24 protein-coding genes and 1 pseudogene are annotated in these 25,101 nt (G+C 65.2%); 15 read left to right on the top strand and 10 right to left on the bottom strand.

Going from position 1 to position 25,101, the window contains the following annotated elements; translation table 11 throughout:
• Nucleotides 1-281 (top strand): annotated as a pseudogene (locus F6X39_RS31200) (threonine ammonia-lyase, biosynthetic); the annotation flags it as partial.
• Nucleotides 282-518: 237 nt separating this feature from the next.
• A complete protein-coding gene (locus F6X39_RS31195) occupies nucleotides 519-1,709 on the top strand; it encodes a 4-hydroxybenzoate 3-monooxygenase (protein ID WP_187619439.1) in 1,191 nt (396 codons plus the stop codon).
• Between the two features lie 35 nt (nucleotides 1,710-1,744).
• On the opposite strand, the gene F6X39_RS31190 is transcribed toward F6X39_RS31195, so the two are convergent.
• Nucleotides 1,745-2,635 (bottom strand): helix-turn-helix domain-containing protein, encoded by an 891-nt coding sequence (locus F6X39_RS31190; protein ID WP_187619438.1) that lies wholly within the window; start codon nucleotides 2,633-2,635, stop codon nucleotides 1,745-1,747.
• 179 nt (nucleotides 2,636-2,814) lie between these two features.
• On the opposite strand from F6X39_RS31190, the gene F6X39_RS31185 reads away from it, so the two are divergent.
• The 4 genes from F6X39_RS31185 to F6X39_RS31170 all read left to right on the top strand — a co-directional run bounded on the left by F6X39_RS31185 (nucleotide 2,815) and on the right by F6X39_RS31170 (nucleotide 7,383).
• Nucleotides 2,815-3,696: an SDR family NAD(P)-dependent oxidoreductase gene (locus F6X39_RS31185; protein WP_187619437.1), complete on the top strand. Its 882-nt coding sequence runs from the start codon at nucleotides 2,815-2,817 to the stop codon at nucleotides 3,694-3,696.
• A 10-nt stretch (nucleotides 3,697-3,706) separates the two neighbouring features.
• A complete protein-coding gene (locus tag F6X39_RS31180) occupies nucleotides 3,707-5,494 on the top strand; it encodes an FAD-dependent oxidoreductase (RefSeq protein ID WP_187619436.1) in 1,788 nt (595 codons plus the stop codon).
• Nucleotides 5,491-5,829 (top strand): NIPSNAP family protein, encoded by a 339-nt coding sequence (locus tag F6X39_RS31175; RefSeq protein WP_018417780.1) that lies wholly within the window; start codon nucleotides 5,491-5,493, stop codon nucleotides 5,827-5,829. Before F6X39_RS31180 ends, F6X39_RS31175 begins: the two co-directional genes overlap by 4 nt.
• 171 nt (nucleotides 5,830-6,000) lie before the next feature.
• Entirely contained in the window at nucleotides 6,001-7,383 is a 1,383-nt protein-coding gene (locus F6X39_RS31170) for an MFS transporter (RefSeq protein WP_187619435.1), read from the top strand.
• A 46-nt stretch (nucleotides 7,384-7,429) separates the two neighbouring features.
• Here F6X39_RS31170 and F6X39_RS31165 read toward each other — a convergent pair whose 3' ends face one another.
• The 5 genes from F6X39_RS31165 to kduI all read right to left on the bottom strand — a co-directional run bounded on the left by F6X39_RS31165 (nucleotide 7,430) and on the right by kduI (nucleotide 11,479).
• Entirely contained in the window at nucleotides 7,430-7,678 is a 249-nt protein-coding gene (locus tag F6X39_RS31165) for a hypothetical protein (RefSeq protein WP_187619434.1), read from the bottom strand.
• A 75-nt stretch (nucleotides 7,679-7,753) separates the two neighbouring features.
• A complete protein-coding gene (locus tag F6X39_RS31160) occupies nucleotides 7,754-8,134 on the bottom strand; it encodes a hypothetical protein (protein WP_187619433.1) in 381 nt (126 codons plus the stop codon).
• 693 nt (nucleotides 8,135-8,827) lie between these two features.
• A complete protein-coding gene (kdgR, locus tag F6X39_RS31155) occupies nucleotides 8,828-9,766 on the bottom strand; it encodes a DNA-binding transcriptional regulator KdgR (RefSeq protein ID WP_187619432.1) in 939 nt (312 codons plus the stop codon).
• A gap of 99 nt (nucleotides 9,767-9,865) precedes the next feature.
• Nucleotides 9,866-10,636 (bottom strand): 2-dehydro-3-deoxy-D-gluconate 5-dehydrogenase KduD, encoded by a 771-nt coding sequence (gene kduD / locus F6X39_RS31150; RefSeq protein WP_187619431.1) that lies wholly within the window; start codon nucleotides 10,634-10,636, stop codon nucleotides 9,866-9,868.
• Nucleotides 10,637-10,642: 6 nt separating this feature from the next.
• A complete protein-coding gene (gene kduI, locus F6X39_RS31145) occupies nucleotides 10,643-11,479 on the bottom strand; it encodes a 5-dehydro-4-deoxy-D-glucuronate isomerase (RefSeq protein ID WP_187619430.1) in 837 nt (278 codons plus the stop codon).
• Nucleotides 11,480-11,771: 292 nt separating this feature from the next.
• Between kduI and kdgT the strand changes: the two genes are divergently transcribed.
• Nucleotides 11,772-12,794: a 2-keto-3-deoxygluconate transporter gene (kdgT, locus tag F6X39_RS31140; protein ID WP_187619429.1), complete on the top strand. Its 1,023-nt coding sequence runs from the start codon at nucleotides 11,772-11,774 to the stop codon at nucleotides 12,792-12,794.
• Nucleotides 12,795-12,825: 31 nt separating this feature from the next.
• On the opposite strand, the gene F6X39_RS31135 is transcribed toward kdgT, so the two are convergent.
• Both F6X39_RS31135 and F6X39_RS31130 read right to left on the bottom strand, forming a co-directional pair.
• Complete coding sequence (locus F6X39_RS31135; protein ID WP_187619428.1) at nucleotides 12,826-13,446, bottom strand: GNAT family N-acetyltransferase; 621 nt, start codon at nucleotides 13,444-13,446, stop codon at nucleotides 12,826-12,828.
• A 144-nt stretch (nucleotides 13,447-13,590) separates the two neighbouring features.
• Nucleotides 13,591-15,036, bottom strand: coding sequence for an NAD-dependent succinate-semialdehyde dehydrogenase (locus tag F6X39_RS31130; protein WP_187612760.1), 1,446 nt, complete (start codon nucleotides 15,034-15,036; stop codon nucleotides 13,591-13,593).
• A gap of 293 nt (nucleotides 15,037-15,329) precedes the next feature.
• On the opposite strand from F6X39_RS31130, the gene F6X39_RS31125 reads away from it, so the two are divergent.
• From F6X39_RS31125 to F6X39_RS31105, 5 genes are all read left to right on the top strand, one after another.
• Complete coding sequence (locus F6X39_RS31125; RefSeq protein ID WP_007181784.1) at nucleotides 15,330-15,533, top strand: cold-shock protein; 204 nt, start codon at nucleotides 15,330-15,332, stop codon at nucleotides 15,531-15,533.
• A 36-nt stretch (nucleotides 15,534-15,569) separates the two neighbouring features.
• Complete coding sequence (locus F6X39_RS31120; protein ID WP_187619426.1) at nucleotides 15,570-15,980, top strand: hypothetical protein; 411 nt, start codon at nucleotides 15,570-15,572, stop codon at nucleotides 15,978-15,980.
• A gap of 392 nt (nucleotides 15,981-16,372) precedes the next feature.
• Nucleotides 16,373-17,794, top strand: coding sequence for a hopanoid biosynthesis associated radical SAM protein HpnJ (hpnJ, locus tag F6X39_RS31115; RefSeq protein ID WP_184043334.1), 1,422 nt, complete (start codon nucleotides 16,373-16,375; stop codon nucleotides 17,792-17,794).
• Nucleotides 17,791-18,951 (top strand): bacteriohopanetetrol glucosamine biosynthesis glycosyltransferase HpnI, encoded by a 1,161-nt coding sequence (hpnI, locus tag F6X39_RS31110; protein WP_184065896.1) that lies wholly within the window; start codon nucleotides 17,791-17,793, stop codon nucleotides 18,949-18,951. Before hpnJ ends, hpnI (F6X39_RS31110) begins: the two co-directional genes overlap by 4 nt.
• 145 nt (nucleotides 18,952-19,096) lie before the next feature.
• Entirely contained in the window at nucleotides 19,097-20,158 is a 1,062-nt protein-coding gene (locus F6X39_RS31105; protein ID WP_187619425.1) for a lysylphosphatidylglycerol synthase domain-containing protein, read from the top strand.
• Between the two features lie 15 nt (nucleotides 20,159-20,173).
• Here F6X39_RS31105 and F6X39_RS31100 read toward each other — a convergent pair whose 3' ends face one another.
• Both F6X39_RS31100 and F6X39_RS31095 read right to left on the bottom strand, forming a co-directional pair.
• Nucleotides 20,174-21,577 (bottom strand): ATP-binding protein, encoded by a 1,404-nt coding sequence (locus F6X39_RS31100; protein ID WP_187619423.1) that lies wholly within the window; start codon nucleotides 21,575-21,577, stop codon nucleotides 20,174-20,176.
• Nucleotides 21,574-22,233, bottom strand: a complete 660-nt coding sequence (locus F6X39_RS31095; RefSeq protein ID WP_090805227.1) for a response regulator — start codon at nucleotides 22,231-22,233, stop codon at nucleotides 21,574-21,576. The genes F6X39_RS31100 and F6X39_RS31095 overlap by 4 nt, the downstream gene beginning before the upstream one ends.
• A 383-nt stretch (nucleotides 22,234-22,616) precedes the next feature.
• On the opposite strand from F6X39_RS31095, the gene F6X39_RS31090 reads away from it, so the two are divergent.
• The 3 genes from F6X39_RS31090 to hpnK are packed head-to-tail and all read left to right on the top strand — an operon-like array spanning nucleotide 22,617 to nucleotide 25,082.
• Entirely contained in the window at nucleotides 22,617-22,967 is a 351-nt protein-coding gene (locus F6X39_RS31090) for a hypothetical protein (protein WP_184043340.1), read from the top strand.
• Nucleotides 22,968-22,986: 19 nt separating this feature from the next.
• Nucleotides 22,987-24,252 carry a bacteriohopanetetrol glucosamine biosynthesis glycosyltransferase HpnI gene (gene hpnI / locus F6X39_RS31085; protein WP_187619421.1) on the top strand — a complete coding sequence of 422 codons (1,266 nt, stop codon included), beginning with the start codon at nucleotides 22,987-22,989 and terminating at the stop codon, nucleotides 24,250-24,252.
• Complete coding sequence (gene hpnK, locus F6X39_RS31080) at nucleotides 24,252-25,082, top strand: hopanoid biosynthesis-associated protein HpnK (protein WP_187619419.1); 831 nt, start codon at nucleotides 24,252-24,254, stop codon at nucleotides 25,080-25,082. The genes hpnI (F6X39_RS31085) and hpnK overlap by 1 nt, the downstream gene beginning before the upstream one ends.
• Nucleotides 25,083-25,101: the final 19 nt, after the last annotated feature.

The raw sequence follows: 25,101 nt of genomic DNA, 5'->3' as shown, positions 1-25,101 counted from the left end.
CGCCGCTCGCGCGCGACGAACGACTGTTTCGCTTCGAGTTTCCGGAACGTCCGGGCGCGCTGATGAAATTCCTGTCGTCGATGGCGCCGAACTGGAACATCAGCCTGTTCCACTACCGCAACCAGGGCGCGGATTACAGCTCGATTCTGGTCGGCATTCAGGTGCCCGGGAGCGACCACGCGGCGTTCGAGCGCTTCATCGAAACGCTCGGCTATCCGTGCTGGGAAGAGACGAAAAATCCCGTCTACCGACTATTTCTTGGCGAGTTGACGCTCGTTTAGCGGATCGGGGTTTACCTGAGGGCACGCCATGCCGCAGCACGAGCCGCGGGTCGTCCAAATCGTCGGAAAACCCCACCAGTCTTGCGTTTGCGGCCGAAACAGCCGCGCGACGCTGGCTCCCGCCTTACACCTTCTATCGCGCAGCGCGATACGGCCTATCCGCTATATCGCATTGCGGGATAGGCGTCGCGATCGTCACACTGAGCGCAAATTTCATCACCGCATTCAGGAGACTACATGCGCACCCAAGTCGGCATCATCGGTGCAGGGCCCGCTGGCCTGCTTCTTTCCCATCTGCTTCATTTGCGCGGTATCGACTCGGTCGTGCTCGAAACGCGCACGCGCGATCAGATCGAATCGACGATTCGCGCCGGCGTCCTCGAGCAGGGCACGATGGACCTGCTGACGCAAACCGGTCTCGGCGAACGCATGAAAGCCGAAGGTGCGCTGCATCACGGTTTCGAACTCGCGTTCGAAGGCAAGCGTCGCCGCATCGATCTGACCGGCCTCACCGGTCATGCGATCACGGTTTATGCCCAGCACGAAGTAATCAAGGATCTAGTCGCGGCGCGCGCCGCCGCGGGCGCCGAACTGCGTTTCGGCGTATCGGAGACGTCGGTGCACGGCATCGCTACCGATAAGCCGTCGATCCGCTATCGCCACGAAGGCGCGGAGCACGAACTGCAATGCGACTTCGTGATCGGCTGCGACGGCTCGCAAGGCGTGTCGCGCCAGGCGATCCCGCAGACGCTGCGCAAGGATTTCGAGCGCGTCTATCCGTTTGGCTGGTTCGGCATTTTGTGCGAAGGCCCGCCGTCGTCGGACGAGCTGATCTATGCGCGCCACGAGCGCGGCTTCGCGTTGATCAGCACGCGCTCGCCGAACGTGCAGCGCATGTATTTCCAGTGCGATCCGAAGGACTCAGTCGACAACTGGTCTGACGATCGCATCTGGGCCGAGCTGCATGCGCGCGCCGATTCGGACGAAGGCCACAAGATCATCGACGGCAAGATCTTTCAGAAGAACATCGTCGGCATGCGCAGCTTCGTGTCGACGACGATGCAATACGGGCGCCTCTTCCTCGCTGGCGACGCCGCGCATATCGTGCCGCCGACTGGCGCGAAGGGCATGAACCTCGCGGTCGCCGACGTGAACGTGCTCAGCAAGGCGCTCGACGCGTTCTACAAGGAAAACCGCGCCGATCTGCTCGACCGTTACAGCGAAACCGCGCTCAAACGCATCTGGCGCGCCGAGCACTTCTCGTACTGGATGACCAGCATGCTGCATCGTATCGAAGGCGCTTCGGCGTTCGAGCAGCAACTGCAGGTCGCCGAGCTCGAGTACGTGACGACGTCGCGCACGGCCGCGACAGTCCTGGCGGAGAACTACGTCGGCGTCGCCGGCGCGCAGATGCAGGCGCAGCTGTAAGCGCTACTGCAAGCACCGCGCGATCATCGGGATCGCTAATTGATCGACAGATCCCGATGCGCGGCCGCCTGAAACTCCTTGGGCGTGACGCCGGTCTGCTTGCGGAAATAGCGGCTGAAATAGGCCGCATCTTCGAAACCGAGCGCATGCGCGATCTGTTTGATGCTCGAACCCGAGTAGACCAGATCGCGCTGCGCCTCGCGTATCAACTGATCGTTGACGAGCGACAGCGGCGAATGGCCAAGCTCCTCACGACAGATGCGCGCCAGTTGCGCCGCGGTCACCCCCAATTTTTCCGCATAAAAATCGATTGGCAGATGCTCGCGCACATGCGTGGCGATCAGTTCGCGTAGCCGTTTGATCTGCGCGGCGCGCCGGTCATTGACGCTCGCGCCCGCGCTCGAGGCGGCATCGGTCAGCCGGGCGACCTGCACAAAAAGTGCAATCATCAGCGACATGCCCGCGGCGATATGGCCGCGCGCGCTGCCGCGAAATTCCTGCTCCAGCAAACCGAACAAGGGCATCAACGTGCGCTCGCCGACCGCGGGCCGCACGGGAATCAGCGCGGGCCGTTGCAGCACCGGCACGAGGCCCGGCGACACCGCTTTCGAAATCGACTCCAGCGCGCGCTGCGCGGCGGTAATCACGAGCCCGTCGATCTCCGGCGAAAACACGAAACCGTGCACCGTTTGCGCTGGAATCAGGATCAGGCATGGCGCGTCGATCGTGAGCTTTTCGCTTTCGATCAGCACGTGGCCCGAACCGCTGCGGATATAGAGAATCTGCAGCAATGCATCGTGCCGGTGCGCGGCGATATGCCAGTCGTTCGGACGACTGCGCTCGACGATCCATTCGAAATTGAACGCGTCGTACCACGGCGGCCGCGCGGACTCTCCGTACAGATCGTAGTTAGGGATATTCCTCATGCGGTTTTGTCTCCAATGTTCGAATTGTCCTGCGATGCGCAGCCTTTGTCCAATTTCGTCCGGAACCGCGTGGCTATACTTTTTTCCATCGAAGACGCGGTCGAATGACGCAGTTTGGTGAAGCCGGCCAACCTAAGCTCGCCGCGATCGTGAACATGGAGATCGGGAGGACTAAGCAAATGAATCAACGGAAAGATCGGCGCGACACGCCCGTCAACGCGGGACACTGGCTCGGGCTCGAAGGCAGCGTCTGCGTCGTGAGCGGCGCGGCGGGCGGCATCGGCAGCGCGATTGCTCAGGTGTTGGGCGACGCTGGCGCACGCGTGGCGCTGCTCGATCGCGATGAGCAGAAGTGCCGTAACGTCGCGCAAGCGCTGAACGCGAGCGGTGTCGAAGCGCTGGCGCTCGCCTGCGATATCGGCGACATCGATAGCGTGCGCGGCGCGGTGTCGGAGCTCGAAGCGCGCCTCGGCGTCGCCGATGTGCTCGTGAACAACGCGGGCCTGTTGCGGCCGGGGGGCATCGAAGAGATTGGACTCGATGCATGGAATGCGATGCTGCGCGTGAATCTGACCGGCTACATGCTGTGCTCGCAGCAATTCGGTCAACGCATGCTGAAGCGCGGCGCTGGCGCAATCGTGCATGTCGCGTCGGTGGCCGCGCATCATCCGCAGACCTATAGCGGCGCTTACAGCGCGGGCAAGGCCGGTGTCACGATGCTGTCGAAGCAGATCGCGGCGGAGTGGGGACCACGTGGTATTCGCAGCAATACCGTGTGTCCGGGCATGATCCGCACGCCGCTGTCGGCGGCGTTCTACGAGCACGGCGATATCGAACGCCGGCGCAGCGCGATGACGGCGAGCCGCCGGATCGGCGAGCCGAACGATATCGCCGATGTCGTCGCGTTTCTCGCGAGCGAACGCGCGGCCTATGTGAACGGCGCCGAAGTCGTCGTCGATGGCGGCTTCGAAAGCATGCTGATGGACCTCGTGCCGCGTCCCGGCTTCGAAGCCAACCAGGCCGCGCAAGCCACCCAGGCCGACCGCCAGGTCCGCGGGTAAGGAGACCATCATGACCAACGCAACACGCGGCGCGACACTCACGTGCGACGTGCTCGTCATCGGTTCGGGTGCGGGAGGGCTGTCGACCGCGATCACCGCGCGCAAACACGGTCTCGATGTCGTCGTGATCGAGAAGGAGCCGTTCTTCGGCGGCACGACCGCGTTTTCAGGCGGTGTGCTGTGGATTCCGGGCAACCGTCATGCAAGGAGCAACGGCGTCAGCGATACGCGCGAAGCGGCGCTGACCTATATGCGCAGCGAAACCGGCGCGTGCTTCGATGCCGCCGCCGTCGACGCGTTTCTCGACACGGGCTCTGAGATGCTCGACTTCTTCGAGCGCGAAACCACCGTCAAATTCGTGCCGACGCAGTATCCCGACTATCACCCGAACGTGGGCGGCGGTGTCGACATTGGCCGCTCGGTCGTCGCCGCGCCGTTCGATGCGCGCGCGCTGGGCCAGGACATCTCGCGATTGCGCCCACCGCTGAAGACGATCACGTTCATCGGCATGATGTTCAACTCGTCGAACGCGGACCTGAAGCACTTCTTCAATGCGACGCGTTCGCTCACCTCCGCGCTGTATGTCGCGAAGCGCCTCGCGAGCCATTTGAAGGATCTTGCGCTGTACCGGCGCGGCGTGCAGATCACGAGCGGTAACGCGCTCGCCGCGCGGCTCGCGAAGTCCGCGCTCGATCTCGGTATTCCGATCCATACGAACACGGCCGCTCGCGAGCTGACCGTGGAGAACGGCGGCGTGACCGGTGCGCTCGTCGCCGGACCGCAAGGCGAGATGCGCATCGTCGCGCGACGCGGCGTCGTGCTCGCGTGCGGCGGCTTCTCGCATGACGTCGCGCGGATCGCCCGCGCGTATCCGCATCTGCGGCGCGGCGGCGAACACCTGTCGCCGGTCCCGCGCGGCAATACGGGCGACGGCATCGGCATGGCCGAACGTCTCGGTGCGCGGGTGGCGATCCGTTTTCCGCAGCCCGCCGCATGGATGCCGGTGTCGCGCGTGCCGATGAGCGACGGCAGCGTCGGCGTGTTTCCGCATCTGGTGGATCGCTACAAGCCTGGCGTGATCGGCGTGACGCGCGCGGGCAAGCGCTTCACCAACGAAGCGAATTCGTATCACGACGTGGGTGCCGCGATGATCGAGGCCTGCGCGAACGAACGCGAAACCGCGATGTGGCTGATCTGCGATCACGCGACGATCCGCAAATACGGGCTCGGTTATGCAAAGCCGGCGCCCGTGCCGCTCGGCCCGCTGCTGCGCAACGGCTATCTGAGCAAGGGCCGCACGCTCGCGGAACTCGCGCGCAACGCGGGTCTCGACGGCACGGCGCTCGAGGCGACCGTGAAGCGCTACAACGCCGACGCGGTGCGCGGCGAGGATCGCGAATTCGGCCGCGGCACGACCTCGTTCAATCGCTATCTCGGGGACCCGGAGCACCAGCCGAACCCGTGCGTCGCGCCGATCGGCGACGGTCCGTACTACGCGCTGAAGGTCGTGATGGGCGATCTCGGCACCTTCGACGGCATCTCGACGAACGTCACCGGCGAAGTGCTCGACGTGAAAGGCGCACCGATCGCCGGCCTGTACGCGGTCGGCAACGATCGCGCGAGCGTGATGGGCGGCAACTATCCGGGCGCGGGTATCACGCTCGGGCCGATCATGACGTTCGGCTATATCACTGGCCGTCATCTCGCGGGCGCGAGTGTGACAAGCGCAAACAGCGCAAAGAGCGCAAGCAACGCGGAACCCCGCGCAGCCGAAACCGTATTGAGGACCGGCACATGAGCCAGGGCAAACCTTTCGTCGATCATCGCATCTACACGATCCGTCCGCGCGGCATGGCGGAGTTCATCGACGTTTTCGACCGGCTCGCGATGCCGATTCAGCTCAAGTATCTGGGCGCGCCAGTCGGCTTTTACATGAGCGATATCGGCGCGCTGAACCAGGTCGTGCATCTGTGGGGCTACGAGAGCATCGGCGACTACGATCAGCGCCGCACCGCGCGCGATGCCGATCCGGAGTGGCCCGCGTATCTGCAGGCGTCCGCGCATCTGATCGTCGCGCAGGAGAGCCGCATCATCAGGCGAGTCGACTTCAGGACGCTGACGATGCTGCGCTAGCCGCCCGTTCGAGGAGGAGACAGGCATGAACGAACGGACAGCGCGACGCTCGCAAGCACGGTCGCGACCACCGTCGCGGCGGCCGCGTGTTGAACAGCAATTCGAACAATAAGAAAACACCTCTTCATCTCAAGGAGACATCGCAATGAACCAGCTGAAAGGAGCACGCACATGAGCCGCTCCGAACGCAGTGTAGACGTGCAGGCCTTTATCGACGGACAGCGCTTCTCGCCGTTTCAATGGACGATTCTGGTGCTGTGCTTTCTGGTCGTCGCCGCCGACGGTTTCGACACCGCCGCGGTCGGCTTCATCGCGCCGTCGCTCGTGCAGCAGTGGGGCATCGCGCGCAGCGCGCTCGGCCCGGTGATGAGCGCGGCGCTGGTGGGACTCGGCATCGGCGCGCTGGCGGCCGGCCCCTGCGCGGACCGCATCGGACGCAAGACGGTGCTAGTGCTGTCGGTGTTCTTCTTCGGGCTGTGGAGTCTCGCTGCGGCCCGCGCGAGCTCGATCGAATCGCTGACCTTGCTGCGCTTTTTCACCGGCCTCGGTCTCGGCGCGGCGATGCCCAACGCGGTCACGCTGATGGCCGAGTACGCACCCGCGCGGATTCGCGCGGTCGCCGTCAATGCGATGTTCTGCGGCTTTTCAGGCGGTCTCGCGATCGGCGGTCTCGCATCCGCATGGCTGATTCCGCATTTAGGCTGGCCGAGCGTGCTGGTCGCCGGCGGCGCCGGTCCGCTCGTGCTGAGCGTGATGCTGATACTGTTTCTGCCGGAATCGGCGCAATTTCTCGCGGTGCGTAAGCGCGCCGATCAACGGATCGCGCGAATCCTGCAACGCATCGCGCCCCACGACCGCTTCGACGGATGCCGATTTTTCGCGGTCGACGTGTGCCGCAATACCGGCGACGCACGTTCGCAATGGGCGCTCGCGATCATCCTGTCGGCGCGCTACCGCTTCGGCACGCTGATGCTGTGGCTCGCCTATTTCATGGGGCTACTGATTTACTATCTGCTGACCAACTGGCTGCCGACGCTGTTCAAGGACACCGGCTTCTCCGGTGAAAAGGCCGCGTTGATGACGTCGCTGTTTCCGCTCGGGGGCATCCTCGGCAATCTGTGCGTCGGCTGGGTGATGGATCGCTTCGCCGGGCATCGCGTGATCGCGTTCACCTATGTCCTCGTCGGCGCGCTCGTGTTGCTGGTCGGGCGGGGCGTCGGCCATCAGGTCTGGCTCGGGACGCTGATCTTCCTGACCGGCACGGTCGCGACCAGCGCGGTCACGTCGATGTCGGCGCTCGCGGCGAGCTTCTACCCGACCCGGGCGCGCGCGACGGGCGTGGCGTGGATGCTGGGAATCGGCCGCGTCGGCGGCGTGGCGGGCGCGCTCATCGGTGCGGCGTTGATGGGGCTCGGCTGGCACTTCGGCGCCGTGTTCAGCCTGCTCGCGGTGCCGGCCGTGATCGCGGCGGGCGGGGTGGTATTGATGATGCGGCGCGAGCCGCTCGATCACGCATCGGTCGATGAAAACGTCGGCGCCATAGCGATCGAGTGAGCGCGGCGTCGGGCGTGCCGCTACGTCTCGAAAGACGCGTGACGACTTAGAACGCGCGCAGCAACGCCATTTCGTTGTGCAGCAGCGCGAGCAATTCGTCGTCGGTTGGCCGCGTGCCCCAGTGGCGCGCGCCGGCCACCGACGCGATCGCCATCCACGAATGCGGCGGAAACCATTCGCGCACCAGCGTGCCGTCCTGGCGCAGGCACAGTTGGCCGGTCAGCTCGCTGTATTCGGCGCAAATGTGCGCGCCGTCGATCTGCGCGGTTACTCGTCTCGGATCATTGCGTAGCACGTCGTCGCTCCTGTCAAAGGGGTGGCGCGAATGCAAGCGCGACACGGTGGCGCGATGGACGCCACCTGCCGTCTATCAATGGTCATGCCCGCGATCGTCATGACCATGACCGTGCCAGCCGTTGTCGTGCCAGTCGCCGTGCGGGCCGCGAGCATCGCGCCATTCGTTGTGATGACGCTCCCACTCGCGACGCTCCCAATAGCGATGACCATCGTAGTAGCGTTCGCCGTACCAGCCCGGAGCGACTATGACCGCGGGAGGCGGCGCAGGCGCATAGACGGGCGCGGGCTGCACATAGACGGGCGGCGGAGCCTCGACCACGGCGGGCGCGACCGCGATGCCCGGCACGCCGATATTCACGCCGACATCGACGTGCGCGAAAGCGGCCGATGATGCGCCGATCGCGAGACCCGCGACGACGGTCAACGATACCCAGCGGCTGCGTGAAAGACTCATGATTGTTCTCTGTTGTGTGGATGTCTGTGATGGAGTGGCGAGCCGGACGCGCACCTACTGCGCGTGATGGCCCGATCAATAACGTTCGTAGTAGTGGTCATGATGCGGATGATCGCCAGGGACGACGATGCAGCCGCTCAACGCGCCACCGAGCGTGGCGGCAAGAATGACCAATGCGAGGATTTTTTTCATGATGTTGCTCCCTGAAATCTGTGATGCGAGTGCCTGTCGTGCGAAGCGTTTCATCTGATGCGCTTTCGTTTGAACCGAACTCTACTGAGCGGCGCGATTACCGGTGTGTTTGTGTGTAACAGGACGTGTCGATCCGAGCTCGCGCCGAAACGTCGATGCGAGTGCGATGAACGAGGAGGGAAGGCGCCGTGGGTTACGGGTCGAAATGCCGGGCGACTGTCAAGCGCGCGGGCAAACCCTTGAAGGGTCTATGAAAAAAAACGCATTCAAAGGCAGACGAAGCATGGATTCGAAGCGAAGGTTCGGCGCCTCGATTGCTGAAAAAAGAAGCGCATCGATTTTCGGCATATGTATGCGGCGCAGATACATTCGGTTGCAGACTGGGTAAGAAGTTCGATAGTGCGCTCGGGCGAGCGTGATGGAAAGACGCTACACCTGTAGCGTCATCAGCTTGTCTTAAGCTTCGGTGGGATAGGTAAAAACGCATCGCGTGCGCACAACTTACTGCGCGGCCGCGGGCTCCGGGGCGGTCGCTTCGCGATAGCCGAGCCGCGTCGAAATCGCGAGCCCGGCCTCTTTGAGCGACGCGACGTAATGCTGCTTCGTGTCGGCACCGCAGCGCATCGTCGGAAACGAAATCGACAGACCGGCGATCACACGGCCGAAGCGGTCGAACACGGGCACCGCGATGCATTGCAGGCCTTCTTCCTGCTCCTCGTTGTCCTCGCCGTAGCCCTGTTCGCGTACGCGCGGCAGGATGCTCAACACCGCTTCGGCGCAAGTCAAGGTCTTTTGCGTCGACTTGCGAAATTCGATGTGCGAGAGCACGTTACGCGCGTCGGCCGGGTCCATCCATGCGAGCAGCACCTTGCCGATCGCCGTGCTATGCAGCGGATTGCGTCGGCCGATCCGCGACTGCATGCGCAGCCCGTAGTCGGCGTCGATCTTGTGGATGTAGATGATGGCGTCGTCGTCGAACGCGCCCAGGTGTACCGCTTCGCGTGTCATCTGGCCGATGCGGCGCATCTCGATGTCGGCCTCGCGCACCAGATCGACGCTTTCGAGCGCTTTCGCGCCGAGCTCGAACAGACGGATGGTCAGCCGATAGCGTTCGGTTTCGACTTCCTGGCTCACGTAGCCGAGCGCCTTCAGTGTTTGAATCACACGATGCACGGTCGTCTTCGACATGCCGAGCCGCTGCGACAGTTCGCTGATGCCGATCTGTCCGGTGTCGCCGATCGCGCCGAGAATCGCGAACACGCGCCCGATCGACGACGCCGATTCGCCGCGCTCACCGCTGTCCGCATCGAGCGACGCTGCGCCGGCGGGTTCCTTACGGGCTTTGCCGCGGGTCTTATCGAGCGCCTTGTCGAGCGTCTTGTCGCGCGCAGTGTTCCTCGCAGTATTCCTGTGTGTTCCCGTTGCCGCCATGTCCGTCATTCCCTGTCTGTGCCAACTCGCCGCTGCCGCATCGAGCCGATGCTCGCCGGCGCGAGAGCATAGCGCGTCGCGCGCACTCGTGGCGAGCTTGTGCCGTCCCTAGCGCGCGAGCCAGCCGCCATCCACCGCCAGTGTATGCCCATGCACGTAGTCCGACGCCGACGAGGCGAGAAAAACCACCGGCCCCGCGAGATCGTCGGGCACGCCCCAGCGGCCGGCCGGAATGCGGCCGAGTATCTCCTCGTTGCGCTGCGCGTCGTCGCGCAACGCCGCGGTGTTCACGGTCGCCATGTAGCCGGGCGCGATCGCGTTCACGTTGATGCGTCGCGCGGCCCATTCGTTCGCGAGCAGTCGCGTCAGACCGAGCACGCCGCTTTTCGACGCGGTGTACGACGCGACGCGGATGCCGCCCTGGAACGACAGCATCGACGCGACGTTGATGATCTTGCCGCCGCTTTGCTGGCGCACGAACTGACGCGCCGCGGCCTGCGACAGGAAGAACAGGCTCTTGAGATTCACGTCCATGACCGCGTCCCAGTCGTCTTCGCCAAACTCGAGCGCGTCTTCGCGACGGATGATGCCTGCGTTATTGACGAGCACGTCGATCCGGCCGAACGCTTCGAGCGCGGCGCGCACGATGTCGTCGACCGAAACGGTCGACGCGAGATCGGCGCGCACATCGGCGAAGCGGCGTCCGAGCGCCTCGACGCGCGCGGCGGTCGTGCCCGCGTCCGCGCGACTGACGCCGACGATGTCGCAGCCGGCCGCGGCGAGCGCGACGGCCATGCCGGCGCCGAGGCCGGTGTTGCTGCCGGTCACGATGGCGACCTTGCCGGTCAGATCGAAAGTGTTCACTGTGTTCGGACTCATGTTCGCTCAGCGCAGCTCGCGGACCGCGAGATGGTCCATGTCGCCGAACACCTGGTTCTCGCCGACCATGCCCCAGATGAATGTGTACGCGCGCGTGCCGACGCCCGAATGGATCGACCAGCTCGGCGAGATCACCGCCTGCTCGTTGCGCACGACGATATGCCGGGTTTCGTGCGGCTCGCCCATCATGTGGAAGACGGCGGCGTCGTCGGCGACGTCGAAGTAGAAATACACTTCCATGCGGCGCTCGTGCGTGTGGCAGGGCATCGTGTTCCACAGGCTGCCCGGTTCGAGCTTCGTCATGCCCATCGACAGCTGGCAGGTCGGCAGCACGTCGGGCACGATGAACTTGTAGATGGTGCGGCGGTTGCTCGTGGCCGGATCGCCGAGGGTTTCGGGCGAGGCCTGGTCGAGCGAGATCGTGCGGGTCGGATAGCTGGTGTGCGCGGGCGCGCAGTTCAGATAGAACTTCGCCGGCCGGGCGGCGTCGGCGCTGCCGAACGCGACCGCTTGCGCGCCCTTGCCGATATAGATCGCCTCTTCGCGGCGCACCGTGTGGCGCGTGCCGTCGACGTCGACCCAGCCGTCGCCGCCGATGTTGATCGCGCCGAGTTCACGCCGCTCGAGCAGATAGTCGACGCCGATCGCCTTGCCGAGCGAGCCCGGCACTTCGACCGCGCGCTCGACCGGCCACACGCCACCGACGATGATCCGGTCGATATGGCTATACGTGAGCTTCAACGCATCGCGCTCGAAGATCTGCTCCACCAGAAACTCGCGACGCAGCCCGGTGGTGTCGAGCGTCTTCGCGTATTCGCTGTTGACGGCCTGTCTCACGTCCATTGATCGTTCTCCTGTCGGTATACGGGGCGCGGCGCCGCCTTCCTTGTGCCCGAGACTGTAACGCAGAATCTTGATTTCGGAACACCGGTCCGAAAATATTGTGGCGGTGATCGCGGCTGGCAACGCATAGCGCGAACGACCGGGTAAACGATAGTCAGGTTTAAGAAATAAAACGGAACGGCGTTCCTTTCATGATGCTATATTGCGCCGGAAAGGGAGAGCCCGGCGTAGAACGGGACACCAACGCGGGTCATTGGCCCGTCAACGGGACGTCACCGTCCATGGAGGAGGCATGAAGATCAAGAAGGCCATCGACCGCATTCCTGGCGGTCTGATGCTGGTGCCGCTGCTGCTCGGCGCCTGGGTGCATACGTTCGCGCCGGGCGCGGGCAAATACTTCGGCTCGTTCACCAACGGCCTGATTACCGGCACCGTGCCGATCCTCGCGGTATGGTTCTTCTGCATGGGCGCGACGATCGACCTGCGCGCGACCGGCACCGTGCTGCGCAAGTCGGGCACGCTGCTCGCCACCAAGATGCTGGTCGCGTGGATCGTCACGCTGATCGCGGCGCGCTTCATTCCGATCGATGGCGTCAAGACCGGGCTGTTCGCGGGACTGTCGATGCTCGCGATCACTACGTCGATGGACATGACCAACGGCGGGCTGTACGCGGCCGTGATGCAACAGTACGGCACGAAGGAAGAGGCGGGCGCGTTCGTGCTGATGTCGGTCGAATCGGGGCCGCTGATCAGCATGATCATTCTGGGTGCGACGGGGGTCGCGTTCTTCGAGCCGCGCCTGTTCGTCGGCGCGGTGCTGCCGTTTCTGATCGGGTTTGCGCTCGGCAACTTCGATAGCGAGCTGCGCGAGCTGTTCGGCCGTTGCGTGCATCCGCTGATTCCGTTTTTCGGCTTTGCGCTCGGCAACGGCATCGATCTGAACGTGATCGTCGCGAGCGGCCTGCCGGGCATCGTGCTGGGGCTTGGCGTGATCGTCGTGACTGGCGTGCCGCTGATTCTCGCCGATCGCTGGATTGCCGGCGGCAATGGCGCGGCGGGGCTGGCGGCGTCGTCGACGGCAGGGGCCGCGGTCGCGAATCCGGCGATCATCGCCGACATGATTCCGAGCTTCAAACCGCTGGTGCCGGCCGCGACCGCGATGGTCGCCACCGCTTGCCTCGTGACCGCGATTCTGGTGCCGATCCTCACGGCGCTGTGGGTGCGCCGGCATCATGCGCGCGACGCGCTGCGCGAGGAGTTCGCCACCGCGACGCAGGCGGCGCCGCTCAACGAGCAGCGCGATGCGCCCGTTTGAATGAGTCGGTAGCAGGAAGCCGGCGCGCCGCTCAGCGCGCCAGCTTCGCTTCGAGCATCGCTTTCACCGCTGGCCATTCGTTGTCGATGATGCTAAAGCGCACCGAGTTGCGCTTGCGCCCATCGGGCATGATCCGCTCGTGCCGCACGATGCCTTCCTGTTGCGCGCCGATGCGCAGGATCGCCGCGCGCGATTTGTCGTTGAGCTCGTCGGTCGTGAACTGCACGCGCACGCAGCGCATCACGTCGAACGCGTGGCACAGCAGCAGATATTTCGCCTCTGTGTTCACGACCGAGCGCTGCGCCGAGGCGGCGAGCCACGTATGGCCGATTTCGAGCTTGCGGTTCGCGCGATCGATCTTCCAGAACCGCGTACTGCCGACGACCCGGCCAGCGCCCCCATTCTTTTCGTCCTTGTCGCGCCGCACGATCGTGAACGGCATCACCTTGCCGGCCGCACGGCCGGCGAGCGCGGTGGCGATATAGGCGTCGATCGTCGCCGGGCCCGGCACGACGGTCAGCTTCATGTCCCACAGTTGCCCGTCGGCGGCGGCGTCGACGAGGGCCTGTGCGTGCTCCTCGCGCAGCGGCCGCAGCTCGACGAACGAGCCGCTCAGCGTGGGCTGCATCGATTCGGCGGAAATATCGTTCATGGCAATAAAAAAGGTCCGCGAGCGGAAGACTCGTGGACCTGGCAGATCGGTTGAGCCGCGCTCGGGAACGATGCGAGCGGCAAAACCGCGGCGCCGTTCCCGAAGCGCGTGATGGCGTGATTAAACCCGTGATTAAACCCGTGATTAAACCGACATCACCGTGACCGCCTTGGTCACGAGGTAGGCTTCCATCGCCTCCGGGCCGCCTTCCGAGCCGTAGCCGGAATCCTTGACGCCGCCGAACGGCATTTCCGGCGTCGGCGTGGCAGGCTGGTTGATCCACAGCATGCCGACTTCCATGCGCTGCGACAGCAGGTGCACGTTGGCAAACGACTTCGTATACGCGTAGCCGGCGAGGCCGAACGGCAGACGGTTCGCTTCGGCGATCGCTTCTTCGAGCTTGTCGAAACCGCGAATCGCGGCGACCGGGCCGAACGGCTCGTTGTTGAACACGTCGGCGTCGAGCGGCACGTCGGTCAGCACGGTGGCCGCGAAGAAGTTGCCTTCGGTACCGACGCGCTCGCCGCCCGTCGCGACCTTCGCGCCGGTCTTGCGGGCGTCGTCGACGACCTTGGCCATCGCCGTCAGCCGGCGCGCGTTGGCGAGCGGCCCGAGCGTCGTGCCTTCGGCGAGACCGTCGCCGAGCTTCAGGCTTTCAGCGTGCTTGACGAGCGCCGCGGCGAACTCTTCGCGGAGGCTGTTGTGCACGAGAAAACGCGTCGGCGAGATGCAGACCTGGCCGGCGTTGCGGAACTTCGCGGCGCCGGCTGCCTTGACGGCGAGCGCGACGTCGGCGTCTTCCGCGACGATCACCGGCGCGTGGCCGCCGAGCTCCATCGTCGCGCGCTTCATGTGCGAGCCGGCCAGCGCCGCGAGCTGCTTGCCGACCGGCGTCGAGCCCGTGAACGTAACCTTGCGGATCACCGGATGCGGGATCAGGTAGCTCGAGATTTCAGCCGGATCGCCGAACACGAGGCCGACCGTGCCGGCCGGCACGCCGGCCTCGACGAAGGCTTGCAGCAGCGCCGCCGGCGACGCCGGGGTTTCTTCCGGCGCCTTGACGAGGAACGAGCAGCCGCAGGCGAGGGCCGCCGACAGCTTGCGCACGACCTGGTTGACCGGGAAGTTCCACGGCGTGAACGCGGCGACCGGGCCGATCGGCTCCTTCAGCACCTGCGACTGCGCGGCAAGGTTGCGCGACGGCACGATGCGGCCATACACGCGGCGGCCTTCGTCCGCGAACCATTCGATGATGTCCGCGGCCGCCAGCACTTCGCCGCGCGCCTCGGCGAACGGCTTGCCCTGTTCCTGCGTCATCAGGCGGCCGATGTCCGCGGCGCGCTCACGCACGAGGGCGGCGGCACGGCGCATGACGGTTGCGCGCTCGTTGGCCGGCACCTTGCGCCAGGCTTCGAAGCCGCGCTGCGCGGCTTCGAGCGCGCGGTCCAGATCGGCGATGCCGGCATGCGCGACCTTGCCGATGGCCTGGCCGGTCGCGGGGTTGATCACGTCGAGGGTCTTGCCGCTGGCGGCGTCGCACCATTCGCCGTTGATCAGAAGACGGGTATCGGTATAGCTCGAGATGGCCATGCTGGGTTCCTGTGAGTGGGAAAACAACTGGCCGCGCGGACGTGCGGCACGAGGCGACCTTCCTGCGCGGCCATGAATGAATTGCCGATACCATTTATCTTATCTGATTGCGGGCAATCGCACCGGGCGCGGCCCGCAGGCGCCCGGTCGCGGCATGCGGCTTGCTGAGGCTTGGCACCGGAGCGATTTTGCGGGTCGTGCCGGGGCGCCGCGTCAGCGCTGCACGAAACGCTTGCGGGACGCAGTGCTTCATCCATTCAACCGCTACTACAGCGCATCACGAGGACATCGCCATGCCAACCGGAACAGTGAAATGGTTCAACGACGCAAAGGGCTTCGGCTTCATCACTCCCGATGACGGCGGCGAAGATCTGTTCGCCCATTTTTCGGAGATTCGATCCGAAGGTTTCAAGTCGTTGCAGGAAAACCAGAAAGTCAGCTTTGAAATCAAGCAGGGGCCGAAAGGCAAACAGGCGGCCGACATCAAGCCCGTGTGACGCCGGCCGGGCGGCTCATCCGCATGCGAGGCAACCATGGATAAGGACGCCGCCTACGCGGAGATCGAGCGCAATGGCGGCGCCGCCTATGCGAAAAACTTCGCCGCGCGCTATCCCGACGAACCGCTGACGCCGTTCTGTCATCGCTATCTGTTCGAGCAGACGCAGCGTGACGACGCGGCGCATGAGGCGGCCGCCGCCACGCACGACGACGAGCGCGGTTTCGCGCTGAGGTCGCTCGCGCGCATGGAGGCGTCGTCGCATATCGCGCAGGCGGCGGCGAGCGCGTCGCGCGACGCTGCGGCCGCCGCCCACACGTCGGCGCGCGCGGCGCGGCGCTCGGCCTTCTGGACCATGATCGCCGCGCTCGCGTCGGCGCTCGGCGTAGTGGTAAACGCGGCCCTCAATCTCGGCTGGCTCGAATGGGCGAGGCATCTCGCGCGATGAGCGCGCGATGAGCGACGCGTCGGGTCGAGCGTTCGCGCCCGTGAGCGTGGCGTGAATCGGCGGCGCCGGCGGCGCTCGCCCGCACGCCACGCGAGAACCTATCCATTTACCACACGGACACGACATCGATGCGACACGATTGCACGAGCGCGTCGATTGCACAAATCGCCCCATCGAAGCATGCCGCGCCCGGTCTGAACGCAGTATTATTCTTCAGGTTTCCTTCAGCTTTGCTCCGTACTATTTGCGCCACTGCCCGTGGCCTTTCCGGACCGCCGCCACCGCTACGTGCAGGTCGAGCACAGGCTTTCCCGACCTGCATTCGGGCAATGGAACAGAATAGATTCCCGACTGAAAACCGAAAGCGCCTATAAAGGCTTGCTGGAGCATCCATGAAAACTCTGTTCTTGCAGGCGCCGTCGTACGACGGCTTCGATGGTGGTGCGGGTTCGCGCTATCAGGCCAAGCGTGAAGTTCGCTCGTTCTGGTATCCGACGTGGCTCGCCCAACCCGCGGCACTGGTTCCCGACAGCCGCGTGCTCGACGCCACGGCAGACGGCCTGTCCGTCGACGCCGCCCTCGACATCGCCTCGCAATACGAGCTGGTGGTGATCCACACCAGCACGCCATCCTTCCCGACCGACGCGTTGTTCGCCCAGGACCTCAGGAAGCGCAAGCCGTCGCTGCTGATCGGCATGGTCGGCGCGAAGGTCGCGGTCGATCCGCATAATTCACTGACCGCGACCGAGGCCATCGACTTCGTGTGTCGCGAGGAATTCGATTTCACCTGCAAGGAAATCGCCGAAGGCAAGCCGTTCGCGCAGATCCTGGGCTTGAGCTATCGCACCCCCGACGGCTCGATCGAGCACAACGAAGCGCGCCCGATCCTCGAGAACATGGACGAGCTGCCGTTCGTCGCGCCGATCTACAAGCGCGATCTGACCATCAAGAATTACTTCAACGGCTACCTGAAACATCCGTACGTGTCGCTCTACACGGGCCGCGGCTGCCGCTCGAAGTGCACGTTCTGCCTGTGGCCGCAAACGGTCGGCGGCCATCGCTATCGGGTGCGTTCGGTCGAGAACGTGCTCGAGGAAGTCAAGTGGATTCGCGACAACATGCCCGAGGTCAAGGAGATCATGTTCGACGACGACACGTTCACCGACTTCAAACCGCGCGCCGAAGAAATCGCGCGAGGCATGGGCAAGCTGGGCGTCACATGGTCGTGCAACGCGAAGGCGAACGTGCCTTACTCGACGCTGAAGATCATGAGGGAAAACGGCTTGCGCCTGCTGCTGGTCGGCTACGAATCCGGCGACGACCAGATCCTGCTGAACGTCAAGAAGGGCTTGCGTACCGACATCGCGCGGCGCTTCGCCCAGGACTGCCGCACGCTGGGCATCAAGGTGCACGGCACCTTCATTCTCGGCTTGCCGGGCGAGACGCCGGAAACGATCCAGAAGACCATCGAGTACGCGAAAGAGATCAATCCGCTGACGATCCAGGTGTCGCTCGCCGCGCCGTACCCGGGCACTACGCTCTATAACCAGGCGGTCGAGAACGGCTGGCTCGCGGAGAACAAGGTGATCAATCTCGTCAGCAAGGAAGGCGTGCAGCTGGCGGCGATCGGCTACCCGCATCTGTCGCGAGACGAGATGTACCATCAGCTCGAAAACTTCTACAAACGCTTTTATTTCCGGCCGTCGAAGATCTGGGAGATCCTGCGCGAAATGCTGACGAGCTGGGACATGATGAAACGGCGCCTGCGCGAAGGTGTCGAATTTTTCCGCTTCCTGCGCGCGCACGAGGCGTGAGCGCCGCACACCTCGCCGCCGTCACGCTCGCGTACGCGTGCGCGGCGGCGACCGTTGTCGGCATCGGCTACACCGTGCTCGCGAGCGCGCTGATCGGGCGCTTCTTCGCGAGGGATGTAGCCGAACCCTCCAGCTTTCCACCCATTACGGTGATCAAACCGTTGCATGGCAACGAGTGGGCGTTGCTCGACAATCTGTCGAGCTTCTGCGCGCAAAATTATCCCGGGCCCGTGCAATTCCTGTTCGGCGTGCATGATTGCGCCGACCCCGCGCTGCAAACCGTCAACGAACTGCGGCGTCTCCATCCTCAGGCGGACATCACCGTCGTCGCCGATGCGCGTCTGTACGGCCCGAACCGCAAGATCAGCAATATCCTCAACATGGTGCCGCAGGCGCGCCACGACGTGCTCGTGTTCGCCGACAGCGACGTGTGCGTCGGCCCGGACTATCTGCGCAACGTGATCGGCGAATTGCAGCAGCCGGGCGTCGGGCTCGTCACCTGCGCATATCGCGGCCAGCCCGATCCGGGTTTCTGGCCGCGGCTGTCGGCGATCGCAACCAACTACCAGTTCCTGCCGGGCGTCGTCACCGGACTCGCGCTCGGGCTCGCGCGGCCGTGCTTCGGCCAGACCATCGCGATGCGGCGCGATACCTACGAGCGGATCGGCGGCTTCAAGCCGTTCGTGCAGCATCTGGCCGAGGACTACGAGATCGGCGCGGCGGTGCGCGCGGCGGGCGAACAGGTCACGATTCCGCCGTTCGCAATCGCGCATGCGTGTGTCGAAGCGAGCGCCGCACAACTCGTGACGCACGAACTGCGCTGGAGCCGCACGATTCGCCGCATCGATCCGCTCGGACACTTCGGCACGGCGCTCGTGCATCCGTTGCCGTTCGCGCTGCTCGCGCTCGCGTGCTCGGGCGGCGCGCCGTGGGCGTGGCTGCTCGCGGCAGTGACGCTGGTCGCGCGTCTCGCGTTGAAGTGGCGCGCGGATCGGGCGTTGCGTCAGCGCTGCCGCGATCTGTGGCTTCTGCCGTTATGGGATATCGTATCGTTTGCGATTTTCGTCGCGAGCTTCCGCTCGTCGCGGGTGATCTGGCGGGGCTTCAGCTTCAAGGTCGACGGCGATGGGCTGCTGTCGGCGGCGCAGGACGAATGACGAACGAACGGCAGATTGGGCTGGCAATGAACGAAGAAGCTTCGAACGGGCGAAATGGGAGCGCCCTGGCGACGCATGGCAGCGCCCCGGCGACACGCGGCGTGCGGCGCATCACGTATACCGAGGTCGTGTGCGAGGTGCCCGCATGATGAAGCATCTGGGCCGCGCGGCTGCGCTCGCGGGTTTGCTGATCTCTTTGTGGCTCGTCTGGCGCGAAGATCCGCGCGCGGTGCTCAGCGCGTTGCGCGCGGCTGGCGCGGGCCTCGTGGTGGCCGCGCTCGCGCATGTGCTGCCAATGATCGCCAACGCGTGCGACTGGCGCTCGCTGATTCGCGGCGCGAACCGTCCCAGCTTCGGCAGGATGCTGCATCTGGTGTGGGTGCGCGAATCGGTCAACTGCATGCTGCCGGTCGCGCGGATCGGCGGCGAACTCGTGTCGTTCCGTATGTTCAAGCGCTGGGGCGTCAGGCCGTCGACGGCGGTGGCCAGCACCATCGTCGACATGCAACTGACCGTGATCAGCCAGCTGATGTTCACGATGGTCGGGATTGGTTTTCTGTTCGCCAATGCGCAATCGGGCGCGCTGCGGCTCGCCGGGCAGCTCGCGTGGGGCGTGGTCGCGTTGACGCCGGTGCTGTTGCTGTTCGGGCTCGTCCAGCATGCCAATCCGTTCGAGCGCATCACGCGCGTGGCGAACCGCGTGACGAGCGGCAAGCTAACCGCGCTGGTCGGCCAGTCCGCGCAGATCGATCAGTCGATCAAGGTGATCTGGCGCCGCCGCGCGGTCGTGCTGCGCTATCTGTTCTTCTGGCAGCCGCTGCAATGCGTGCTGACCTCGCTCGAAATCTGGCTCGCGCTGTATTTCCTCGGCGCGCGCGTGACGCTCGTCGAGGCGATCGTAATCGAATCGCTGATCCAGGCGGTCAGCAGCGCCGCGTTCTTCGTGCCGGGTGGTCTCGGCGTGCAGGAGGGCGCTTTCGTACTGATTGGCGGCGCACTGGGGCTCGACCCCGCCACCTGTCTCGCGCTCGCGGCCGCGCGGCGAATTCGCGATCTGTTGATATTCGTGCCGGGCCTGATCGCGTGGCAGCTGTTCGAGGCGTCCGGCAGCGCGCGGCCGCATGCCGCGCCGCACGGCGTGCGCGCAGAACTGGCCAAGCAGCGTTCGGGCATCGCTGACGCGAACCGGGGCGGCGAGCGGCGCTGAGCGATTGGCGCGCCTTCAGCGCGTCGCGCGATAGGCCGGAAACGACACCCGCACCGCAAGCCCCTGGTCCCCGATCCCGGCGCCTAGCTGCAGACTCGCGCCGAAATGCTCGGCGATCCGCGCAACGATCGACAAACCGAGCCCGCTGCCGGTCGCCTGATTGCCGGTCGCGCGGAAAAAGCGGTTCGTGAGCCGCGCGAGATCGTCCGGCGCGACGCCGGGGCCGTCGTCGCGCACGATCAGCTGCACCTGCTCGTCGGCATGGCGCACCGCCACTTCGACAGTGCCGCCCGAGCGTCCGTACTTGATCGCGTTATCGAGCAGATTGTCGAGCAGGATGCCGATCAGCACGGGCTCCGCGTCGATCTCGGCGAGCATGTCGCCGACCAGCATCACATTGATGTGCTTCTGTTGCGCATTGCGCCTGTTCGCGAGCAGCGTATCTTTCGCGATCGCCGCCGGCCTCAGCGGCTCGGTGGGCAGCTTCTCCTGCACGTCGAGCCGCGCGAGCAGCAGCAGTTGCTCGGCGAGCCGCGCGCTGCGATCGACGCCTTGCACGACGCGCTCCATCGCGAGCCGCTGCAGCGCGATGTCGGGCTCGGCGAGCGCGACCTGCGCCTGGACCTTGATCGCGGCGAGCGGCGTCTTCAGTTCGTGCGCGGCATCGGCGGTGAAGGCGCGCTCGAGCTCGCGCGCATGGTGCAGACGCGCCAGCATCTGGTTGATCGCGTCGACGAGCGGGCGCACCTCGAGCGGCGTGCGGCCGATGCCGACCGGTTCCATGCGGTTGATGTCGCGTGAACGGATCGCGGCCGACAACACCTTCAGCGGCGCGAGACTCCAGCCGATGCTGAGCCACACGAGCACCGCGAGCACTGGCAGCGCGATCAGCGTGGGCCGCGCGATGCGGCTCGCGACACCGCTCACCAGGTCGCTGCGGGTGTTGGCCGGTTCGAACACGCGCACGCTGTGACCGAGTGCCGTTTCACGCAACGTGAACGAGTGATAGAGCTGGCCGCCCAACGTGACGTCCTGCGAACCGCTCGCGGGCGGCAACGGCAAATCCCACGCGGCGAGCGCATGCAGTTGCGGACTGCCCGCCAGAATGGCGCCGTTGGCCGCGCGCACCTGGAAGAGGGCGTCGCGCGGCAGCGTGTCGTCGTCGTCGAGATCGCTCGCGCCGGGCTCACCGCCTCTCTCTTCTTCGCGCACGTCGATGCGCGCATTGGCGAGCGTCATCAGATTCGTCGAATCGAGCAGCGCGAGCATCTGCGCGAGTTCGGCGAGACGCGCTCGTTCCCACGCGGCGACTTCGTGGATGGCTTGCCGGTAGCTCGACACGAGCGTGCCGCCCCATACGATCGCGATGCTCGCGAGCACGAGCAGCACGAGGCGCCGCCGAATCGACGGACCGATCATTCTTTCTCCATCACATAGCCGATGTTGCGCACGGTCTTGATCAGGCTTGCGCCGAGCTTCTTGCGCAGGTTCGACACGTGCACCTCGATCGCATTGCTTTCGATTTCTTCCTGCCAGCCGTACAGGCTTTCTTCGAGCCGCGAGCGCGACTGAGGAATGCCGAGATTGGTCAGCAGTTGCAGCAGAATCGCCCATTCGCGCGACGTGAGCGGCACGCGCGCCTCGTCGATCTGCACCGTTTGCGCGGCCGGATTCACTGTCAGATTCTGGTAACGAATCAGATCGATACTGCGACCTTGTGCGCGGCGCAACAGCGCGCGGCACCGCGCCACCAGCTCGGTGAGATCGAACGGCTTGCCGAGATAGTCGTCGGCGCCCGCTTCGAGTCCGCCGACGCGATCGACGACCGTGCCTTTTGCGGTCAACACCAGCACCGGCACGTCATTGCCGGCGTCGCGCACGCGTTTGAGCAGCTCCGTGCCGCTCACGCGCGGCAGGCCGAGGTCGAGTACCACCAAGGCATATTGAGTCGTGTCGAGCGCGAGGCCGGCCTTGTGGCCGTCGCGTGCCCAGTCGACTGTGAAGCCGGCCTGACGAAGGCCCGCCTCGACACCGCAGCCGATGAGTTCGTCGTCTTCTACGAGGAGTAAGCGCATGAGGCAGATATTCCATTGTGGGGCTTTATTGCATAACGTCGAGCATTTTGAAGCAAGCGGCATTGATGCACATAGACGAACCATCTGCCGCGTTCCGAAGTGTAACCACGCCGTTCGTTAGCCGCTTCATGCCATGCGCGTGCTTAAGGTTTCCTTCAGCTTGAATCGATACCATCGACGCGCTATAAAATGGTCGTCGCAGATCGTAATGCATGTGCGAGACCACGTTGTCGTCAGACCATCGCAACCTGATCGTAAGGACTTCGATGGAGCGACGCGCGAGGCATTCTTTATGCTGGTCGATGGCGTCAACGGACTATCTCGACGAGTCCCGCCCATTGCCAGCATCCGGTCAGGCTGCAAGGCCGCGCACGAGGCACGTTATGAAGCGAGTCACCATCGACATGCTACGAGCCCATCTGCTAGTGGCGTCTCTGACGGCCGCGGGCACCGAAGCGCTGCTGTGCATGGCGTTGCCGGTACTGCCCGTCTCTGACGCTTTTTTCGCTTCGGCATCGTTCAGGCTGTTCGCGCTCGCGCTGATCATCGGCGGCGTGGTGATCGCGCGCGAATTTGCCGAGGTCGCCTTCGAGGTTGCGGTGCGGCGCGACTGCGCGACTCGCGCTGCTCGCGGCGCATGGCCCGCCGTGATCGCAGCGAATTGTCCGCGCCGGTGGCTCGTCGTGCTTCATCTGCGACTAACGGGGCAACCTTTCGTGCTGGCCGAGCACTGACGGACACGGACGGCACACAATGGCGGCGCACGCGTTGATGGCATGTCAATGGCTTCTGTTAGCCGGCTGCGTTAGCGCTTCGATCTACACGGTAGCCGCCGCGCTCGCCATGCCGTTTTTCACCGCCCGACATAAATCGAACCATCATGGGGGCAGGGCCGTCAATCGCGCGCTCAGCCGTTCGCTGATGGATTCGCTCGATTGTCGAACCGGGCCGTTCGCGCAGGTCGGTGTCAGCGTGTTGAAGCCGCTGTGCGGCGCCGAGCCGCGTCTCTACGAAAATCTGCGAACCTTCTGCGAACAGCGACATCAGCATTTTCAGCTGGTGTTGGGCGTGTCGTCGCCGCACGATCCCGCCATCGCGGTGGTGCGCCGATTGCAGGCCGCCTATCCGAAGCGCGACATCGAGCTTGCAATCGACACACGCATACACGGCAGCAATCTGAAAGTCAGCAACCTGATCAACATGGCGGCACGCGCGCGCCACGACATGATCGTGATCGCCGACAGCGACATCGCGGTCGACCCGGACTATCTCGACAGCGTCGCCGCGCCGCTCGCGGACCCGAACGTCGGCGTGGTCACGTGCCTGTACGTCGCGCGCGGCGTCGGCGGTTTCTGGCCGCGTGTCGGTGCGCTGTTCATCAACGAGTGGTTCGCGCCCTCGGTGCGGGTCGCCCATGCGATGGGCTCGCGCCGCTTCGGCTTCGGCGCGACGCTCGCTTTGCGGCGCGCGACGCTGGAGCGCATCGGCGGCTTCGAAGCGCTGAAAAACTGCCTCGCCGACGACTACTGGCTCGCCGAGCACGTGCGCGCGCTCGGTCTGCAAACGGTGCTGTCGCGCGTGATGGTCGCGACCGACGTGATCGAGCCGACCTTCGCGGCGCTGTGGCAGCGCGAAACGCGCTGGCTGCGCACGATCCGCTCGGTCAATCCGCCGGGCTTCGTGTCGCTGCTGATCACGTTCCCCACGCCGTGGCTGTTGACGAGCGCGGGGCTGACCGTGTCGCTCGCGACGTGTGCTCACGCGCCTTTCGCGGCGGTGGTCGCGAGCGCGTCGGCCACCGCGGTCTGCGTTGGCGCGCGCCTGCTGCTGCACCTGCGCGCGGCACGCCGCGCGCGCACGTTCTGGCGCGATCTGCCGCTGGTGCCGTTGCGCGATACGCTGCTCGCGCTCCAGTGGCTCGTCAGCGCGTTCGGTTCGCACGTCGTGTGGCGCGGCGAGCGCATGCAGCTCGGCACGCCGTCCGCCGAGCGCAGCGGCCGGCTGGACAGCCTCACGTGATGGACAGCGCAAAACCCACCCAGCCGCGCGGACTGATCACCACCGCCGACGATTTCGGTCTGCATCAGCGCGTCAATATCGCGGTCGAGCGCGCGCATCGCAACGGTGTGCTGCGCGCCGCGAGTCTGATGGTCGGCGCGCCGGCCGCCAAAGACGCGGTCGCGCGCGCGCGTATGCTGCCGGAACTGCGCGTGGGCCTGCATCTGGTGCTGGCCGACGGCGCCGCGCTGGCGCCGCGCGAGCAGGTCGCCGCGCTGCTCGACGAGAATGGCCGCTTCGGCAGCAACATGGTGCGTGACGGCGTGCGCTTCTTTTTTCTGCCGCACGTGCGCCGGCAGCTCGCGCACGAAATTCGCGCGCAATTCGAAGCCTTCGCCGCGACCGGCCTTCCGCTCGACCACGTGAACACGCACAAGCATTTTCATCTGCATCCGACCGTGCTCGCTCTGATCCTCGACATCGGCCGCGACTACGGCATGAAGGCGATGCGTTTGCCGTTCGAAGCGAACGCGCCGCTGTGGCTGCGGCCGTGGATCGCGCACGTGAAGACGCGGCTCGAGCGCGCGGGGATCGCGCACAACGACTACGTAGTCGGCATCGCGGCGAGCGGGCGCATGGATGAGGCGGCCTGGCTCGCCGCGCTCGCGAATCTGCCGCATGGTGTCGGCGAAATCTACTGTCATCCGGCGCTGGCCGGCGACGCGCTGAGCGACGGCATGCACGACTACCGGCATGCCGACGAGTTGCAGGCGCTGCTGTCACCACGGGTGGCCGCCGCGATCCGCGCGCTTGGGGGGCGGCTCGGCGGGTTCGCGGATGTGCTTGCGTAGCGCCATGCTTCGCGAAACG

Source organism: Paraburkholderia sp. UCT2, assembly GCF_014397665.1.
Taxonomy (GTDB): domain Bacteria; phylum Pseudomonadota; class Gammaproteobacteria; order Burkholderiales; family Burkholderiaceae; genus Paraburkholderia; species Paraburkholderia tuberum.
This window is presented reverse-complemented; position numbering and strand designations above follow the sequence as displayed.

What these genes read in the sequence shown, in the direction of transcription:
- F6X39_RS31195 (WP_187619439.1), top strand. Translation starts at nt 519, where the DNA reads ATGCGCACCCAAGTCGGCATCATCGGTGCAGGGCCCGCTGGCCTGCTT.
- F6X39_RS31190 (WP_187619438.1), bottom strand. Translation starts at nt 2,635, where the DNA reads ATGAGGAATATCCCTAACTACGATCTGTACGGAGAGTCCGCGCGGCCG.
- F6X39_RS31185 (WP_187619437.1), top strand. Translation starts at nt 2,815, where the DNA reads ATGAATCAACGGAAAGATCGGCGCGACACGCCCGTCAACGCGGGACAC.
- F6X39_RS31180 (WP_187619436.1), top strand. Translation starts at nt 3,707, where the DNA reads ATGACCAACGCAACACGCGGCGCGACACTCACGTGCGACGTGCTCGTC.
- F6X39_RS31175 (WP_018417780.1), top strand. Translation starts at nt 5,491, where the DNA reads ATGAGCCAGGGCAAACCTTTCGTCGATCATCGCATCTACACGATCCGT.
- F6X39_RS31170 (WP_187619435.1), top strand. Translation starts at nt 6,001, where the DNA reads ATGAGCCGCTCCGAACGCAGTGTAGACGTGCAGGCCTTTATCGACGGA.
- F6X39_RS31160 (WP_187619433.1), bottom strand. Translation starts at nt 8,134, where the DNA reads ATGAGTCTTTCACGCAGCCGCTGGGTATCGTTGACCGTCGTCGCGGGT.
- kdgR (WP_187619432.1), bottom strand. Translation starts at nt 9,766, where the DNA reads ATGACGGACATGGCGGCAACGGGAACACACAGGAATACTGCGAGGAAC.
- kduD (WP_187619431.1), bottom strand. Translation starts at nt 10,636, where the DNA reads ATGAGTCCGAACACAGTGAACACTTTCGATCTGACCGGCAAGGTCGCC.
- kduI (WP_187619430.1), bottom strand. Translation starts at nt 11,479, where the DNA reads ATGGACGTGAGACAGGCCGTCAACAGCGAATACGCGAAGACGCTCGAC.
- kdgT (WP_187619429.1), top strand. Translation starts at nt 11,772, where the DNA reads ATGAAGATCAAGAAGGCCATCGACCGCATTCCTGGCGGTCTGATGCTG.
- F6X39_RS31135 (WP_187619428.1), bottom strand. Translation starts at nt 13,446, where the DNA reads ATGAACGATATTTCCGCCGAATCGATGCAGCCCACGCTGAGCGGCTCG.
- F6X39_RS31130 (WP_187612760.1), bottom strand. Translation starts at nt 15,036, where the DNA reads ATGGCCATCTCGAGCTATACCGATACCCGTCTTCTGATCAACGGCGAA.
- F6X39_RS31125 (WP_007181784.1), top strand. Translation starts at nt 15,330, where the DNA reads ATGCCAACCGGAACAGTGAAATGGTTCAACGACGCAAAGGGCTTCGGC.
- F6X39_RS31120 (WP_187619426.1), top strand. Translation starts at nt 15,570, where the DNA reads ATGGATAAGGACGCCGCCTACGCGGAGATCGAGCGCAATGGCGGCGCC.
- hpnJ (WP_184043334.1), top strand. Translation starts at nt 16,373, where the DNA reads ATGAAAACTCTGTTCTTGCAGGCGCCGTCGTACGACGGCTTCGATGGT.
- F6X39_RS31105 (WP_187619425.1), top strand. Translation starts at nt 19,097, where the DNA reads ATGATGAAGCATCTGGGCCGCGCGGCTGCGCTCGCGGGTTTGCTGATC.
- F6X39_RS31100 (WP_187619423.1), bottom strand. Translation starts at nt 21,577, where the DNA reads ATGATCGGTCCGTCGATTCGGCGGCGCCTCGTGCTGCTCGTGCTCGCG.
- F6X39_RS31095 (WP_090805227.1), bottom strand. Translation starts at nt 22,233, where the DNA reads ATGCGCTTACTCCTCGTAGAAGACGACGAACTCATCGGCTGCGGTGTC.
- F6X39_RS31090 (WP_184043340.1), top strand. Translation starts at nt 22,617, where the DNA reads ATGAAGCGAGTCACCATCGACATGCTACGAGCCCATCTGCTAGTGGCG.
- hpnI (WP_187619421.1), top strand. Translation starts at nt 22,987, where the DNA reads ATGGCGGCGCACGCGTTGATGGCATGTCAATGGCTTCTGTTAGCCGGC.
- hpnK (WP_187619419.1), top strand. Translation starts at nt 24,252, where the DNA reads ATGGACAGCGCAAAACCCACCCAGCCGCGCGGACTGATCACCACCGCC.